The 17,586-nt window shown below is 39.2% G+C and carries 12 protein-coding genes and 4 pseudogenes; 8 read left to right on the top strand and 8 right to left on the bottom strand.

Features of this window, described 5'->3' with window-relative positions:
* Positions 1-31: 31 nt before the first annotated feature.
* From WG932_RS15560 to WG932_RS15535, 6 genes and pseudogenes are all read left to right on the top strand, one after another.
* Positions 32-1,966 (top strand): fumarate reductase/succinate dehydrogenase flavoprotein subunit, encoded by a 1,935-nt coding sequence (locus WG932_RS15560; RefSeq protein ID WP_014018973.1) that lies wholly within the window; start codon positions 32-34, stop codon positions 1,964-1,966.
* 29 nt (positions 1,967-1,995) lie between these two features.
* Positions 1,996-2,744, top strand: a pseudogene (locus tag WG932_RS15555) (succinate dehydrogenase/fumarate reductase iron-sulfur subunit).
* Positions 2,745-2,903: 159 nt separating this feature from the next.
* A complete protein-coding gene (locus WG932_RS15550; protein ID WP_483084642.1) occupies positions 2,904-4,313 on the top strand; it encodes a sodium:solute symporter family protein in 1,410 nt (469 codons plus the stop codon).
* 33 nt (positions 4,314-4,346) lie between these two features.
* Positions 4,347-4,787, top strand: coding sequence for a GNAT family N-acetyltransferase (locus WG932_RS15545; RefSeq protein WP_014018970.1), 441 nt, complete (start codon positions 4,347-4,349; stop codon positions 4,785-4,787).
* A gap of 1 nt (position 4,788) precedes the next feature.
* A pseudogene (locus tag WG932_RS15540) lies at positions 4,789-5,857 on the top strand (alanine racemase).
* Positions 5,858-6,201: 344 nt separating this feature from the next.
* On the top strand, positions 6,202-6,786 hold the full coding sequence (locus WG932_RS15535; RefSeq protein ID WP_014018967.1) for a porin family protein: 585 nt from the start codon (positions 6,202-6,204) through the stop codon (positions 6,784-6,786).
* Positions 6,787-7,058: 272 nt separating this feature from the next.
* On the opposite strand, the pseudogene WG932_RS15530 reads toward WG932_RS15535, so the two are convergent.
* The 5 genes and pseudogenes from WG932_RS15530 to truA all read right to left on the bottom strand — a co-directional run bounded on the left by WG932_RS15530 (position 7,059) and on the right by truA (position 12,291).
* Positions 7,059-7,861, bottom strand: a pseudogene (locus WG932_RS15530) (carbohydrate kinase family protein).
* Positions 7,862-7,931: 70 nt separating this feature from the next.
* A pseudogene (locus WG932_RS15525) lies at positions 7,932-9,274 on the bottom strand (sugar porter family MFS transporter).
* A gap of 404 nt (positions 9,275-9,678) precedes the next feature.
* Complete coding sequence (locus WG932_RS15520; protein ID WP_483084641.1) at positions 9,679-10,377, bottom strand: hypothetical protein; 699 nt, start codon at positions 10,375-10,377, stop codon at positions 9,679-9,681.
* Between the two features lie 411 nt (positions 10,378-10,788).
* Positions 10,789-11,310: a DUF4494 domain-containing protein gene (locus tag WG932_RS15515; RefSeq protein WP_014018963.1), complete on the bottom strand. Its 522-nt coding sequence runs from the start codon at positions 11,308-11,310 to the stop codon at positions 10,789-10,791.
* A 186-nt stretch (positions 11,311-11,496) separates the two neighbouring features.
* Complete coding sequence (gene truA, locus WG932_RS15510) at positions 11,497-12,291, bottom strand: tRNA pseudouridine(38-40) synthase TruA (RefSeq protein ID WP_483084640.1); 795 nt, start codon at positions 12,289-12,291, stop codon at positions 11,497-11,499.
* Positions 12,292-12,466: 175 nt separating this feature from the next.
* Between truA and WG932_RS15505 the strand changes: the two genes are divergently transcribed.
* On the top strand, positions 12,467-13,741 hold the full coding sequence (locus tag WG932_RS15505) for a sulfatase-like hydrolase/transferase (protein ID WP_483084639.1): 1,275 nt from the start codon (positions 12,467-12,469) through the stop codon (positions 13,739-13,741).
* 41 nt (positions 13,742-13,782) lie between these two features.
* Positions 13,783-13,974, top strand: coding sequence for a hypothetical protein (locus WG932_RS15500; protein ID WP_483084638.1), 192 nt, complete (start codon positions 13,783-13,785; stop codon positions 13,972-13,974).
* Between the two features lie 148 nt (positions 13,975-14,122).
* On the opposite strand, the gene WG932_RS15495 is transcribed toward WG932_RS15500, so the two are convergent.
* The 3 genes from WG932_RS15495 to dgoD form a co-directional block, all read right to left on the bottom strand.
* Positions 14,123-14,485 carry a four helix bundle protein gene (locus tag WG932_RS15495; protein WP_014018960.1) on the bottom strand — a complete coding sequence of 121 codons (363 nt, stop codon included), beginning with the start codon at positions 14,483-14,485 and terminating at the stop codon, positions 14,123-14,125.
* 176 nt (positions 14,486-14,661) lie between these two features.
* Positions 14,662-16,008: an enolase C-terminal domain-like protein gene (locus WG932_RS15490; protein ID WP_483084637.1), complete on the bottom strand. Its 1,347-nt coding sequence runs from the start codon at positions 16,006-16,008 to the stop codon at positions 14,662-14,664.
* Positions 16,009-16,061: 53 nt separating this feature from the next.
* Entirely contained in the window at positions 16,062-17,309 is a 1,248-nt protein-coding gene (gene dgoD / locus WG932_RS15485) for a galactonate dehydratase (protein WP_483084636.1), read from the bottom strand.
* Positions 17,310-17,586 lie beyond the last annotated feature (277 nt).

Genomic DNA, 17,586 nt, shown 5'->3' with positions numbered 1-17,586 from the left:
GAAATTAAAGGGAAATTAAATTTGAATATTGATGAAACTTGATTCAAAAATACCCAATGGTCCTTTGGCTGATAAATGGACCAATCATAAGTTTAACGTTAAGTTGGTTAATCCGGCCAATAAAAGAAAATACAATATTATAGTGGTAGGTACCGGTTTGGCCGGGGCCTCAGCGGCGGCTTCTCTTGCCGAATTGGGATACAATGTACAGGCTTTTTGCTTTCAAGACAGTCCTAGAAGAGCACATTCCATTGCTGCCCAGGGAGGGATAAATGCTGCTAAGAATTATCAAAATGACGGTGATTCAGTCTTCCGATTATTTTATGACACCATCAAAGGTGGGGATTACCGTTCTAGAGAAGCCAATGTGTATCGTCTAGCTCAGGTATCTGTAAATATCATTGACCAGTGTGTAGCACAAGGGGTGCCATTTGCAAGAGAATACGGTGGCTTATTGGCCAATAGATCTTTTGGTGGTGCTCAGGTGTCCAGGACCTTTTATGCCAGAGGCCAAACAGGACAGCAATTGTTGTTGGGTGCTTATTCTGCCTTGAGCCGTCAGGTAGCCAACGGTAAGGTAAAGCTATATCCAAGAACAGAGATGATGGATGTGGTGACTATCGATGGTAAAGCCAAAGGTATAGTTACAAGAAACCTCATTACAGGTGCCATTGAGTCTCATAGTGGAGATGCTGTGTTGCTTTGTACTGGTGGCTATGGCAATGTGTTTTTCCTGTCTACCAACGCCATGGGGTCCAATGTGACAGCAGCTTGGAGGGCACATAAAAAAGGAGCTTACTTCAGCAACCCTTGTTACACTCAAATTCACCCTACATGTATACCTGTTTCAGGTGACCATCAGTCTAAGTTGACCCTCATGTCTGAATCATTAAGGAATGATGGACGTGTATGGGTACCCAAGACGGTGGAGATGGCTGAAAAATTAAGGAAAAAAGAAATAGCTCCGAAGGACATCAAAGATGAAGACCGAGACTATTACTTGGAAACAAAATATCCATCGTTTGGTAACCTAGTGCCAAGGGATGTAGCATCAAGAAATGCAAAATATGTTTGTGATGACGGCCGAGGAGTTAACGAAACCGGAGAAGCAGTATTCCTAGATTTCAGAGATGCTATTTTAAGAGATGGAGAAGATGCGGTGAGAGGAAAATATGGCAACTTGTTTGACATGTACGAGAAAATCACCGGGGAAAATCCATACCAAACGCCAATGAAGATTTATCCGGCAGTCCATTATACTATGGGAGGTCTTTGGGTAGATTATAATTTAATGACCAATGTGTCCGGTTTGTATGCTCTGGGAGAGGCTAATTTCTCTGATCATGGGGCCAACCGCCTTGGAGCATCTGCTCTTATGCAAGGATTAGCAGATGGTTACTTTGTTATCCCTTATACCATTGGTGATTACTTGGCAAACCATCCAAATGAAAAAGTGTCTGTAGATCATCCTGAGTTCAAAAAATGTGAGGATGAAGTAAAAGCCAAGATTCAAAAATTGTTAAGCATCAACGGTAGTAAAACTGTAGATCATTTCCACAAAAAATTAGGTAAGATCATGTGGAACTATTGTGGAATGGCTAGGAATGCGGCAGGCCTTACCAAAGCAAAAGAAATGATCAAAGAACTGAAAAAAGAGTTTTGGTCTGATGTGAAAGTTCTTGGTACCGGTGAGGAGCTTAACCTTTCTCTAGAAAAAGCACATAGAGTGGCTGATTTCTTAGAATTAGGAGAGCTAATGGTAGTGGATGCCTTGCATCGAGAAGAGTCTTGTGGTGGTCATTTCAGAGAAGAGTATCAAACTCCTGAAGGAGAAGCTTTGAGAGATGATGAGAAATTTGCCTATGTAGCTGCTTGGGAGTACGCAGGTGAAGAGAAAGAAGAAATCTTGAATAAAGAGGATCTTGTTTTTGAAAACGTTAAGCTTACACAGAGAAGCTACAAATAATTGATTGAACCTATAAAATTCATCATAATATGAATCTTACATTAAAAGTGTGGAGGCAACAAAACCCGTCTGATAAAGGGGTTTTAAAGAATATAAATTAAGTGGAATTTCTGCAGATATGTCTTTCTTGGAAATGTTAGACGTTTTGAATGAAGACCTTTCAGAAAAGGGTGAAGACCCTGTTCATTTTGACCATGACTGTAGGGAAGGTATTTGTGGAATGTGTTCATTGTATATCAACGGACAACCACATGGGCCAACCCAGACTACTACATGTCAATTGCACATGCGTTCTTTCAAAGATGGAGATACCATCACCATAGAACCATGGAGAGCCAATGCTTTTCCTATTATTAAGGATTTGGTTGTTGACAGAGGTTCCTTTGATAGGATCATACAGTCAGGAGGGTACGTTTCGGTTAATACCGGCGGTGTTCCTGATGCCAATGAAATTCCTATTCCAAAAATCATTGCTGACGAAGCTTTTGATTCGGCCACTTGTATTGGTTGTGGAGCTTGTGTGGCAGCTTGTAAAAATGCTTCTGCCATGTTGTTTGTCTCTGCCAAAGTTTCTCAACTGGCACTATTGCCTCAAGGGAAAGTTGAAAAAAGGGAGCGTGCTGAAAAAATGGTTGCCCAGATGGACCAAGAGGGGTTTGGAGCATGTACCAATACAGGCGCTTGTTCGGCCGAATGTCCTAAAGAAATTGACTTAAGTAATATTGCTAGACTGAATCGGGAATATTTTGCTGCCTCTCTTAGTACCGATGAAAGCTAAAATTTTCTAAACTCATAGATGAAAGACCGGACTTCCGGTCTTTTTTTGCCTATCCATTGTAATAATTAATGACGGCTTGGTAATTCAAGACGAAGACATTAGGAATTCTAAGTAATTATTTTATCTATGGAAGGCTATCAATCAAATAACCAAATATAAATGTCACTTATAGATTTATCTATTTTTATCGTCTACATGATTTTAATGCTTGGAGTAGGCTTTTACTTTATGAGAAAGAATACCGGCCAGGATGACTACTATGTGGGTGGGCGGAATATAGGAAGTTGGCACATAGGACTCTCTGTTGTGGCCACTGATGTTGGGGGAGGCTTTTCAGTGGGTTTGGGTGGGCTAGGCTTTATAATGGGCTTGTCCGGTAGCTGGATGCTTTTTACAGGGCTTTTAGGTGCCTGGATGGCTGCAGTCTTGTTAATACCAAAGGTACGATCCAACCCTGCCTTTGAGAATTTTTATACTTTACCTCAAATTTTCCAACATTTATTTGATAAGAAGGTGGGGATTGCCGCTGCTGTTATTTCCTTTGTGGGGTACTTGGGGTTTACCTCCTCCCAATTGCTAGCCGGGGCAAAATTAGCCTCAGGCACCTTTCCTGCCCTCGATTTAAATATGGCACTTCTTATCATGGGTATCATTGCAGTGGTGTATACAGTACTAGGAGGGTTAAAAGCTGTGATTTATACAGATACTATTCAGTGGATTGTCCTGATGGCAGGCTTTATTTTTATAGGACTGCCAATATCTTATTTTCATGTGGGTGGCTGGGAAGCTATCAGAAGTACATTGCCGGATGAATATTTTTCACTTACCAACTTAAGCTGGCAAGACTTTGCCAATTGGGGCATTACCATTTTGCCTATTTGGTTTGTGGGGATGACCTTGTACCAAAGGATATTTGCAAGCGCAGATGTGAAGTCAGCCAAAAAAGCCTGGTTTATAGCCGGGTTGTTTGAATGGCCTATCATGGCATTTATGGGTGTTTCTTTGGGTTTATTGGCAAAAGTGGCCTTTGAACAAGGGCTTATTGTGGAAAGTTTGGATACCCTTGATCCGGAAATGGGATTGCCAATTTTATTAAGCACTGTTTTACCTCCCGGGATAATGGGCTTGATGATGTCTGCCTATTTTTCTGCGGTGTTATCTACTGCCGATTCTTGTCTTATGGCTGCCTCCGGAAACCTAACCACAGATTTATTTGGGAAAATACTCAAAACCAAGGATGATAAATTCGTGATGCGGATCAGTCAGCTGTTTACCTTGCTAATAGGCATCGTCGCTCTTGTAATAGCCCTTCAAATGACCAATGTATTAGAACTGATGCTTTATTCCTATGCTTTTATGGTGTCGGGTCTTTTTGTACCAATTATTGCTGGCTTATTTTGGAACATGAGATCTCCAAAAGCAGCTTTGGCATCGATGATTATAGGAGGAGTAACTACCGCAGCATTGTCTTTGATGAAATTTCCCCTGCCATTTGGTCTTGATCCTAACTTTTTTGGCGTTTTTGCATCTTTAGCAGTGTTTTTGCTTGTTTTTAGGATTGATAAATGAATAGATTAAATTTAATTAAAATTCAAACCATAAATGCTTACCTTAGAAACACTATCGGCTATTGATAATGCCACTTACTTACAAAAGAATGAAATTGCCGACTTTTTATTTGAGCACCTAGAGCAATACGGTGATCCAAAAGAAGATATTATGAAATGTCTGGATTACGCACTAGATCAAGCGGGAGACAAAGGTGGTTTTTCAGTATTGGCGCGTGAAGAAGGTGAAATAGTTGGCGCAGTGATCGTTAATAAGACCGGCATGTCAGGTTATATTCCTGAAAATATCCTTGTTTATATAGCAGTGGATGCCTCACAAAGAGGTAAAGGAGTAGGTAAAAAGCTTATGAAAACAGCCATTGATATGGCTCATGGTGATATAGCCCTTCATGTTGAACCGGATAATCCGGCAAAAATTCTTTATGAAAAATTAGGCTTTACTAACAAATACCTAGAAATGAGGTTGAAAAAATAATATGGCATATTTAAATCTATACAGAGATAAGCTCAAATCAAACTTTGAATTTCTAAAAAAGAATTTAATACTTACGAGGTTTCATGGGGGTGGTGTCCAAAATCCTTTGTGGAAACCGTATGTATCTGCAAGAGCTCATAGACATGGGAGCTAGGGAAATCCATGATTCACGAATTAGTAACCTCGCAAAAGTAAAAGAACTAAACCCTGATGTTCAAACGGTATATATCAAACCTCCTTCAAAAAGAAATCTTGGAGATGTGGTGAGGTATGCAGATGTTAGCCTAAATAGCGAGTTAAATACCATTCGATGGATAAGTGAGGAAGCTGTCAAGCAGAATAAAAGCCACAAAATAATCATAATGGTAGAAACAGGCGACCTTAGGGAAGGGGTAATGGGAGACCATCTTCTTGATTTTTATGCCAAAGTTTTTGACCTTCCAAACCTTGAGATCATCGGGCTGGGAACCAATTTGAACTGCTTAAATGGGGTTCTTCCATCTGCAGATAAGTTGATACAACTTTCGCTTTACAAGCAAATTATTGAATTAAAATTCAATAAAAAGATACCTTGGGTGTCCGCAGGTACTTCCGTCACCATTCCTCTTATGTTACGCAAACAATTACCTAAAGGAGTTAACCATTTTAGAATTGGAGAGACCCTTTATTTTGGAGTGGATCTGGTGGAGGAAAAAACGATTGAAGGGATGCATGACAATGTATTCGAATTGTTTGCCGAAATCATAGAAATGCAGGAGAAACCTTTGCTTCCTACCGGTACTTTGGCTTCTAACCCTCAAGGCGAGATATTGGAAATTGATGAATCCCTATATGGGAAATCTTCCTATCGGGCAATATTAGATCTGGGACTTTTGGATGTAGATCCTAAATACTTATTACCAGACGATGGGGCCTTTGAAATTTTAGGTGCTAGTTCAGATATGATTATAATAAATCTTGGAGAGAACCCTAAGAAATATAAAGTAGGCGACCTGATAAAATTTCAACTTAAATACATGGGGGCACTGGCCATCCTAAACTCCAGTTATATCGAAAAAAGAGTAGTTTAATTGATACAGTTTCTTAGTTATTGATTTGTTCTCAAATGCCAAAGAACTCAATAGCTAAGAAACTTTTTTATACCTACACTTGATGGATAGTAGGATTTTTTATAGCTATTCTTTAAATCATTTATAATCAATTGGTTTCTTACTGTTTTCGGATTCACACAAGAAATGCTGAGAGTTTCGATACTTAATGGTTGTTTTTTTCTTGTATGTACTTCTTCTTTAAAAAGTATAGTGTGTACATTTTGGAGCTACCTACCTCCTTCGAATTAAATTGATCAAACTCCACATTAAGATTTGGCATAGAATTGGTTTAATACTTATCCTAAACCAATTATTATATAGCTATGAAGAAACTAGGATTATTATTATCGCTTTTGTTAATAGGAACTGTGGCAGTTCAAGCGCAGAGTAAATCTGGGCTTGGTGTTAGAGGTGGAGCAAATTTTTTCACATGGGGAGGATCGGATGTAAATAGCAATGATTACAATAATCGTGTAGGTTTTCATGCCGGTATTTATGGAAATGGCTTTGTATCAGAAAGATTTTCAATTGAACCGGGATTGTATTATTCGGTAAAAGGTACTCAAAATGATGACATGGTCAATTCAAGGGCTGTTTTAGATTATGTAGAGTTACCAGTATTGTTTAGGATTTATGCTACTGATGGAGTAAACTTGTTTTTTGGACCCCAGGCCTCAGTATTGGTAGGTTCAAGTTTTGAGGCAGATGCTTTGGGAAATACCTACGGCTGGGATACAGACAGTATTAATGATTTTGACGCTGCAGTAGTTGTAGGTGTAGGGTATAATTTGCCAAAAGGTTTTAACCTACAAGCCAGTTATGATTTTGGTATCAACCCTGTTTTCAAAGATTCGGATGCCTCAGTATATAACAGAGGGTTTAAATTGTCCGCAGGAATTAGCTTCTAGGATAAAACTCGGCCCGGGTAAAGGATCTAATAAAACCCGAAATGTGCAATAAGTTTTCTTTTGCGAGTTGAAATCAATTCAAAATTAGCCCATACGTTGCTATATTTAACCTTGCCTTTCGGCAATAATGTTCATTATAGCCATGTTATGTTAAAATCTCCAAACAACTTGAAATTTTTGTATTATCAAAATTTCGGTCCTACTCAGATAGGTTTTGGTAAGGGCTAAAGGAGACAACATCCTGTAAATTTATTTATAGGATGCTGTCTTTTTTATATTTCCATGATTGTGCGAATGTCTTCTGCTTGATACTGTGGTGTTCCCCCATTGAAGGTGGCCACTAAGGCTCCCAAAGCACATGCAAAATCCAAGGTTTTTTCGAGCGACTCTTTGCCTAGGTATTTATAAATAAAGCCCGCTAGAAAAGCATCCCCTGAACCAACAGTATCTTTTACCTCTACAGGATATCCGGGATGATTGATAATTTCTCCGTCCTGATAGATAGCTGCACCTTTGCTTCCCAGGGTAATGCAAACCAACTCAAAGGAAAACAACTCACTTAGTTTTTCCAATGCGGCATCCATCTGATTGGGTAAGTCATAAAAATTCGCCAAAAGAGTAAGTTCATCCTCGTTTATTTTAAGGATGTCTGCTTTGGTTAATAGTTTGTCTAGCAAGTCAGCCGTATAAAAGGGGGACGCAGGTTGATGTCTAAAATTTTCAATGCAGGGGTATCCAGCATTTTGAAAAGCGTTTCCCGACTTTCTACTTCTCTAGCAGCAAGTGAACCAAAAATAAGCGCATCAGCAATTCTACACTCTCTATCTATTTGCTGATTCCATTGAATATGATCCCAAGCTACAGGTTTTACAATTTCATACTTAATATTCTCCTTGTCTCCATCATTGACAAGAACGCTTCCAGTAGGGAATTCCTTATCCACTTGAATAAGATCCTGCGACAAGCCATATTTTTCTGTAAAGGTTAATAATTTTCGTCCCGGTTTATCATCTCCTATTTTGGAAATCATTTTCACATCCAATCCAAGGTGATGTAAGTGTAAGGCCACATTCATCGGTGCTCCTCCTGCAATGCTTTCCTTAGGAAAGACATCCCACAGCATTTCGCCAAAGCAGATTATCTTTTTAACCATGATCTTTTATAAATTCTTGTTGAATCTCTTCCAATGAGCGGCCTTTTGTTTCCGGCATCTTTGTAAATACCCAGATTAATTGAAGTACCATCATTAAAGCAAAGAAGCCGAAAATCACTACAGGGCCAAATTGATTAGCCATAAGTGGGAAAACATTGGCTATAATAGCTGCAAGTATCCAATGAGTAAAACAGCCCATTGATTGGCCGTGGGCCCTTAGTTCATTTGGAAATATTTCAGAAATAAAAACCCAAATAACAGCCCCTTGACCTACGGCATGGGAGGCGATAAACATGAATACAAAAATAGGTAAGAAAGTATTGTTAATTTGAGCACCTGAGAATGAATAGGCAATTAGGAGTAAGGATATAATATAACCGAAAGACCCTATGTACATTAATTTTTTTCTTCCTATTCTGTCAATTAAGAAAAGGCCTAACATGGTTGCGATAATATTGGTAACACCAATACCAACGGTGGACAACAACGCGCTCTCGGCGCTGATTCCTGCCATGTCAAAGATCCTTGGGGCAAAGTAGATGATGGCATTGATGCCTGACAATTGGTTAAATAAGGCAATGAGAATTGCCAGTAAAGTAATTTTGATATATTTCCTATTGAACAAGGCCATAAACCCAACTTGGGCTTTGTTAAGTTTTTCTCTTCTATTGCGAGGCGCACAGCCTCTTCAACACCTTCAGGATCCGTTCGCGTTAAAATTCTTTCGGCATTTTCGAAATCATCTTTTTTAGCAATTAACCACCGAGGGCTTAAAGGTACTCTAAATACCAATAGCGTATAAATCAATGCAGGTATAGCTTCCATACCCAACATCCACCTCCAGCTATTGGTCTGAATATTTAAATCGATAAGGTAATTAGATAAATAGGCCATCAAAATCCCAAAGACAAGATTAAATTGGTACAAAGCCACCAATTGTCCCCTGTTTTTAGCGGGAGATATTTCACTGATGTACATTGGAGCCACTACAGAAGAGGCTCCCACTCCTAAACCTCCAATAAATCTGAAGAACATAAAAGAGTATATTTCCGGAGCTATGGCTGAGCCTAATGCAGAAACAAAAAAGAGTATTCCAATCCAGATGAGGGATGTTTTCCTTCCATATTTGTCGGCAGGAATTCCTCCAAACAAAGCGCCTATAACAGTTCCATAAAGTGCAATAGCTATGGCCAATCCATGGCTCCAATCACTCAAAGACCATAACTCTTGAATCTGTCTTTCTGCACCGGAAATTACAGCAGTATCAAAACCAAATAAAAACCCTCCCAAGGCTGCGACTAGAGAGAGAAACAAAACATAACTATTAATTTTCATAGGTTATCGGGATGTGAAGATTTTTTAAATCTAGAAAGATATAGTCTTTTTAAAAAATTTATTTGATTTTAAGTTAAATAAGTCCTGGGTAACAAAGCCGATTTATCCTGAATCATACAATCAACAAGCTATTTCGCACGGAAATTAATCAATAACTAGCCACTTCATTGCTGTTTTAAATTTTACCCAACAGATACTTCGTTGTAATCTCAAAACTGACTGATATTCTTCCGGTTATAAAATTCAGTATCGTTTTATTTATCCGAGATCAGCAAAAAATTCTTTGAGACTAGGAGGTGTTAAAAATTTATTTTTTGAATACGTGACTTAAGTAGGGCTCCTTTAAATTGTAGCATTGGAATATTTTGAAGGGGTTATTATGTGCCTAGCTGTCGGAAAAAGCTTCATCGATACCTTTGTCCAATATGAACTCTGTAAAAAAACTGGAATTGCATCAGCATATCTGCGCTGATTCGTTTTTGTTGAAGATCATTTCCGTCAAGTTCACTAAAAAGGCTGTAAATGAAGGTGGCTTCTAAACCAATATCAGCATCAGATTTTAGGTCTTTAAAAGCTCCAACCCTAAATGGGATGTAAATTCCTGAATCAGAGGCTTTATAGCTTTCGATACGATTCATTGATTCATCCAAAATGAATTTTTCATCAGTCCGACTTGAGTAGAAGTACCCCAAGCCTAGGCCACTGTAAACCTTTATTAGGGAAGGGATATAACCGCTTAAGTTTGGGTTGAAATGATATATAGGCATTATGTCCCCAAACAGCACACTTCCTGAAAAACCATAAGGCTGGTTAGCATTTGAAATGGATTCTTTCAATTCTTGAGTATAATGATCTCCACTGCTTACCAATTGCCAACCAAGGGTACCTTTTACATCAAAGAAAGGATTGATTTTTTTATGATAATCCAGTGATAGGGCAGGTAATACCTTAAATTTAAACTTACTGTGAACACCTGTATTGTCTCCATACATAAAAGATGGTCCAACGCCAATACCTATTCTATCTGTTCGGCTATCTTGGGCTAAAATTGGGTTCATTGACAATAAAAAGATGCAAATTAAAAATGATGCAAAACTTTTCATAATTTCTTAATTTTCAATATGCTCCTGACAAGTTAGTAATAAGTTCTAAATATATAAAGCAAAATGTAGTTCGTATGAGGTTAAAACATTTTGATTTGTGCTTTCGAAGTTGTTTATCATTTACGATAAATAACTTGATACAGATCAAGAAGTTCTTAGAAATATTTTATTGTGGAGCGCTCCGCTGTTTGAATAGTATTGAAATTAAGAATCCACAGTAAATTTAATCTTTACAAGCCAATCTCTGCTATACATTAAAATAGGGGTGGAAATTAACCATATAGGTAATTAAGGTATTGCCGGGAGGTAAAAAATCCGAGGTAAGCCTTAGGCAACCTCGGATCGTGTTTTTTTGAAAGGCATACTAGATTTTTTATCAAGAATGCACTAAGTATTATTTAAAGATTTTTGTTAAGATTGGCTATCTTCTACATTCGCACTGCTCTCTTCCACTTCAGAAAGTGGTTTTAAATTATCAGGGATTGCAGGATTTAGTTCTTCGTCGTCTTTTTCGTACGGGAATATTTCTACAATTGGACTTTCTGAAATATCCGGGACATTGAAACTTACAAGCATATTGTTCAAACTTTCGTAAATCCGATCATATGCTTCCTTGACATTATGTGCAGTGACCAACATGTATTGGGTTACTTTTTTCTCTTTGCCACTGTCAGCATCAGCCACAATATAAGTAATCTTACATTTGTGCCATACATCCACATCATCAAAGAAAAATACATCAACAATATTACTTTTGCTGATACTTGTTACCTGAAAATCCCCTCTGATGACACTGCCAAGCATGTCATAAATTCTGGCTTCAGCTTCTGTAAATGAAACCGCATCCACCAAATATTGTTCTGAGACATTTTTGAGAAGTCCCTCTTCATTTTCTTTGGCATACTTTACCTTACACAAAAACCATGTTCTCATATCTGTATTTCTTCTTTACGATGAAGTTACGAAGGTAATCTGAAATACTAAAAACAAAAAAACCTTTGTAAGAAATCCGTGAAATTTACTGGAATTAATCGTCTTGACTTATTATTTTTTAGTAACAAGAGATACAATTTAAGGCCGGCTTTTGATGGATTTTTCATCTTAGCCTTCCTTTGCTTATTATTCAAATTTGTCTCCTACAAATGATACTTTTTCTAAAATTAGGCCGTTCGCAGGCGCTTTGGAACTTAAAGGCGTTTTTTCAGAACTGGTAAGTGCTTCCTCAATCTCACCCAGTTTTAGTTCACCTTTTCCTAAAGATATAAGACAAGCGGCCATCCTTCTTACTTGATGCATTAAAAATCCACTGCCCTTGACCCTAAAAACCTTTACGTTTTTTTCGGGCAGGAAAGTAAAATGCTCCGAAGGTTCATCAATTTGAGCATAGGTAATCTCTCGTATAAAATCATGTGTATTTTTCCCTTGACTGCAAAACCTCCTGAAGTCATGCTTCCCTTTAAATAGTGCTGCCCCCTCATTCATTAATCCCAAATCCAAAGATTGGCCGGCATAAGCTACAGAACCGGCATACATGGGGTGTGGCTTAGGGCCAAAAGAAAAATGATACCCATAACTTTTGTTGGCCACATCTTGAATTACATTGAAGTCATAGCTGCTTTGAAAACCTTCTAAAATCCTGATGTCTGCCGGTAGAAAATCGTTTAATGGGCCTATCAAGCTATTTGGATCAATGATATAAGGCAAAAACAATTCAAAAGCTCCATTTAAACAAGAAACTCCCGTGTCTGTACGGCTTGATCCCAGAATTTTAAAGTTTTCATGTTGCAGTACATAGCGGAATGTTTTCTCTAAAGTACCCTGAATGGTCTTAACCCCTTTCTGTACCTGCCACCCATGATAACGAAGGCCTAAGTATTGAATCCTAAATAAGTATTTAAAAGGCTTGGTCTGCATGCTGCAAAGCTATAAATTGAAGGAGAAAATGCCAAGATGGCAAAGAAAGGTTTTTCTCAAGTAGATGCTCTTGAGGGATTTCTCTATTCATTTACTAAAATGAGCCTTTTTTAGAAAATTAAAAGGCACTAATCCTTTTTGGTGGGTGGGTGAGGATTAAAATTATTAATTAACAATGAATTCCAAAATTATCAAGTTTGTCGGAGCTGCGTTTTATTTATTAATGATTGTTCAGGAGGTTTATCCCTTCCAAAACAAAGATGAGCGGCCAAATATTTTGTTCATACTAACGGATGACCAAGCCCCTTGGGCTTTTGGGGCCTCAGGAGATCCTAATGCTTATACTCCCAATATTGATAAATTGGCAGCAAAAGGAGTGACTTTTCAAAATGCATTTACGACCACGCCGGTTTGTAGTCCTTCGCGGACAAGCATTATGACAGGTCGCTATGCAAGTGAATACAATATTTTGGACTTTATTGTTAGTCCTAATCATAGCAAGCTAAAATATGATCCCAATGTAAATGCCGGATTGGATCCCGGTAGCATTACTTTTGCTGAAATGTTACAAAATGCCGGGTATCATACCGGTTTGGTTGGGAAATGGCATCTTGGAGATTGGGCTTCGGAAGAAGGGAGAAAATATCACCCAAAAAATCATGGTTTTGATTTTTTTATGGGGCTAGCCGGTGGTGGTGCCAGCCCTGTAAATCCCGAGCTTGAGATTGAAGGCAATTTGCAGACTGTTCAAGGGCTAACCACTGATATTTTGGCTGACCATGCCATTTCTTTTATAAAAAATCAAACAGAAGCTCCTTTTCTATTGTGTTTTAACACAAGGGCACCTCATAGTCAATGGTTACCTGTTGCAGAAGAGGACTGGGAGCCATTTGAAGGTATGGATCCAATTCTTCCAAATCCAAACTATCCGGACTTAGATATTGAAAAAGCCAAAAAACAGATGAAAGAGTACCTTGCCAGCACCGCCGGAATGGACAGGAATGTAGGAAGGGTGTTGGGAGCGCTAGAGGAAAAAGGGGTTATGGACAATACCATTGTTATCTTTATGTCTGACCATGGTTATAATATGGGGCACAATGGCATTAAGCATAAAGGCAATGGTAAATGGATTACCAAAACAATTCCCAAAGAAACTGAAAATATCAATGCCGGATATAGACCTAATCTTTTTGATAATTCCTTAAAAATTCCGGCAATTGTTTATTGGAAAGGAGTTGCCCAAGCCGGGAGAAAGGTTAATCAGACTGTCTCTGTTTTGGATATTTACCCTACATTACTTGAGATGGCCGGTGTGGAGCTTCCGTCTTCTTCCAAGCAAATACTTAGGGGGCGAAGTCTTGTGTCTTTGATTAAAGGAGAAGAGGTTTCTGATTGGGACAATGATTTTTATGCAGAATACAGTATGGTAAACTATGCTACTTCTTTTTAAGAAGTTACAGAACTCCGGACTGGAAGTTGGTAAGAGATTTTATGGATCCTAGCAGAGATGAATTGTATCATATTGCGATTGATCCGGAAGAAAATATCAATCTTATTCATGATAATAGGGAAGAGGTGAGGGAGATAGTTGCTGATTTACATCAAAAAATATTGGATAAAATGAAAGAAATAAACGATCCGTTGCTGGAAGAGGTATCGGTAAATAAGAAGTATTTTAGGTGAGATGGGGTTGTGATGTTTTTTGTTGATGGGGTGGAGCTTTAATTTTCGCTGATAAAGATTTTTTTGCCTACCAGTTTGCCAGATCACAGATCTTCCCGTTCTCTGATCACTCCATCGTCGGGATACAGACCCTTTTCTAAGCCCTTTATCATCTTGTCATTAACCTTTTTCTGTATGATGCCATTACTTTGAGGATTTCTGTGGCTTCTTTATAGCAATCTGCCATCTCTTCTTTAGAAATAAATCCTGCTTCTGTAATCATCTCTATCCAGAATATAGTTTCATCGGCTTCTTCAACTACTATGCAGAGTTTGGCAAAGCGTTCTCTTTCGGATCGCGCTCTGCAGACAGCTCTAAAATTGGCAGCTGTAGAGGTGATTGACCTGATCAATTGCTTTCTTATTGTCCCTAATGCATCATTGTACTTAAGTTCACTTAATAAGCTTATTATCTGTAATGCCAAGATTTTTGTGCGGTTCCGGAATAATTCATTGAATTCATCCTGTTTCATGACCATCTTAATTTTGTGGTGAAGTGATGTGATGTGGTGATCTAGTGATGTGGTGATGTGGTGATGTGGTGATCTAGTGATTTGGTGATCTAGTGATGTGATGATTTAGTTCTAACTCTATCATTCCATCACTGATCTCCCGCTCACCAGATCACTGATCACTCTATCTTCTTTCTTTAAGGCCTAATAATCGTTCCATCAAATTTTCTGACTGTCCACCTTGAATTGGTATGCATCGGGTATTTGGCGGCAAGTTTTTCATTGATGTCCACGCCTAAGCCTGGCACTTCGTTTACCCACATATAGCCATCTTTCATCGTAGGTGAACCCGGGAATATCTCTCTGGATAAATCTGAAATTCTGGCTGCTTCCTGAATTCCAAAGTTCCAAATTGCCAAATCAATATGGGCATTGGCTGCATGACCTACCGGTGATACATCCCCAGGTCCATGCCAAGCTGTTTTGATACCATAAAACTCACCCAGCCTGGCCACTTTCATCGCCGGAGAAATACCCCCTATCTGTGAAATATGAATTCGTATATAGTCAAATAAGCGGTTGGTCATGGGCTCCTTAAACTCGTTGATATTGTTGAAAAGTTCGCCCATTGCCAAAGGAACAGTAGTAGCATTTCTCAATTGTTTAAACCATTCCATTTGTTCTGGGGAGAAGGGGTCCTCGATAAAAAACGGATGATAGGGTTCTACGCTCTTGACTACATTAATAGCATCTATGGGGTCTAACCGTTCATGAATGTCATGTAGTAATTCTACCTCCTCTCCACATTGTCTTCTCACAGTTTCAAACAGCTTTGGAACGTCTTTTCTGTATTTTCCTTGGTCCATGTATTGATCGGTATCCCTTGCAAAGCCTTGCTTTTTGAAGTCGGGTTCTCCGGATATGCCTGCACCGCCATAGCCTCCCTGCTGAATTCTTACATAGCGGTACCCTTCTTCCATGTAGGAAGAAACCTGATTGGCCGCTTCTTCGGGGGTGTTCCCGCTGGCATGCGTATAACATGGAATGGCAAATCTACATTTGCCTCCCAGCAATTGGTAAACAGGCATATTGGCACGTTTGCCCTTTATGTCCCATAAGGCCTGGTCAAGCCCACTGATGGCATTATTGAGTACCGGCCCATTGCGCCAGTAAGAACTTACGAAGGCAGCTTGCCACATGTCTTCAATATTGTCAACATCCTTGCCTACACAAAACTCTTTGAGGTATTTCTCAATGGCAGTGATCACTGCAAATGCCCTTTGTGTAAATGTGGCACAACCCAAACCGTAAAGACCCGGCTCAGAGGTTTCTACTTTTATAACAATTAAATTAGAACCGCTGGGCGCAAGGCCAATGGCTTTTACATTTGTGATTTTAAGTGGAGGTAAACCATTGAGGTAGGATGGTTTTTCTTTTTCAGTGGCAGCTTTGGCATTTGGGTACATGCCAAGCATTCCCGCCATGGTTCCAATTCCCAATCCTTTAAGTAAATTCCTTCTGGTGTTATTTTTCTGTTCTTCCATTATATACTGATGGTCTGATTTGAGTTTGTTTAATTTTTTTGAGTAATGATTGATTACCAATCCACTACTGATCGGTCCCTAGGATCGTAAGATTGTGGGTTGGTCCAATCGTGACCTATTTTATCTGCCAAAGCGTCTTCGTCTAGTTCAATGCCTAAGCCGGGGCCTTTTGGAATAAGGACGGTTCCATCTGATTCAAGTTTAAATGGGTTTTTTAAATATCCCTCACCCAAAGTTACCTGCTCCTGTACAAGGAAATTGGGTACACTAGCTGCTAAATGCAATCCGCAAGCTAAGGAAATTGGGCCCATTGGATTGTGGGGAGCAATGGCGGCATAATAAGCCTCTGCCATACCTGCAATTAACCTGCCTTCGGTAAGTCCTCCTGCGTGGCAGAGATCCGGCTGAACAATGGCTGCCGCTCCTTTTTCTAAAATTTCCCGGAAACCCCACTTGGTGAATATCCTTTCTCCCGTGGCGATTGGAAGATGTGTTCCTCTAGCAATTTCTGCCATCACATCCACATTTTGTGCTTGGCAGGGCTCTTCTACGAACATGGGTTGGTATTGTTCAAGTTCTTTGATAAGTACCTTGGCAGTTTGTGGGGAAATAGCTCCGTGAAAATCTATTCCAATGTCCATTTCAGGTCCACCAGCTTCCCTGAGTGACGCGAAATTATCAGCTGCATATTGTATAAATGCCGGGTTCTCAACTATCCTTGCTGGCTGCTTTTTAGCAACCCCTGTCTTGATGACGGTGTAGCCTTCCTGCTTTCGTTTTTTCATATCTTCAGCATTAGATGCCCTACCGTAAATCCTGACCCTGTCTCGGGTAGGTCCCCCAAAAAGTTCATAAACCGGTACTCCTAGGAGTTTACCTTTGATGTCCCATAATGCGTGATCTATGCCACTCAGTGCTGAGGTTAAAATTGGACCTCCTCTATAAAAAGCATGGCGGTAAATCGCCTGCCAATGATGCACCACACGTCTCGGGTCTTTACCGATCAAGTATGGTTCCAGCTCCTTTATGGCTGTTTGGATGGTGAGGGCACGGCCTTCCAGTAGTGGCTCTCCTAATCCTACTACACCGGCATCGGTGTGGATTTTCAGAAATATCCAGCGAGGTTTTACTAAAAATGTTTCCAGTTTGGTGATTCTTACTTCTCCTTCCTTAAAGTGGGTTGGACTTGGTTTTTCTGCATAAGAAGAAAGTGGGAGAAGAAGGCCAGTTCCGGCCAGCCCTAATACAGACTGTATGGCATTTCTTCTGCTCACTTTTCCTCCGACAGGTTGTTGAGTCACCTTTTTTTAGTTTTTTCATCGATTATTGGGTTATTGTTTGAGTTTTTATGTCTTGGTTTATTGCAATTGTTTCATCAGGGGATTGCTTAGGTAAGTCGAAATTAGAAAAGTAAATCATGTCTAATTTATGCGTTTTGCGGTTGAGTTGAATACCTATGTAATCTTCTTTTATTGATGAGATTTAAAGCAAAAAATGAAAGCTAGAATTTAGTGTACAATTTAAACTATTAAAAGCCTTCTGTGGAATAAATTTAGTTTTCACCAAAATAAGTTAGGC

The sequence above is a fragment of the Cyclobacterium sp. SOCE241 genome (assembly GCF_056867545.1).
This window is presented reverse-complemented; position numbering and strand designations above follow the sequence as displayed.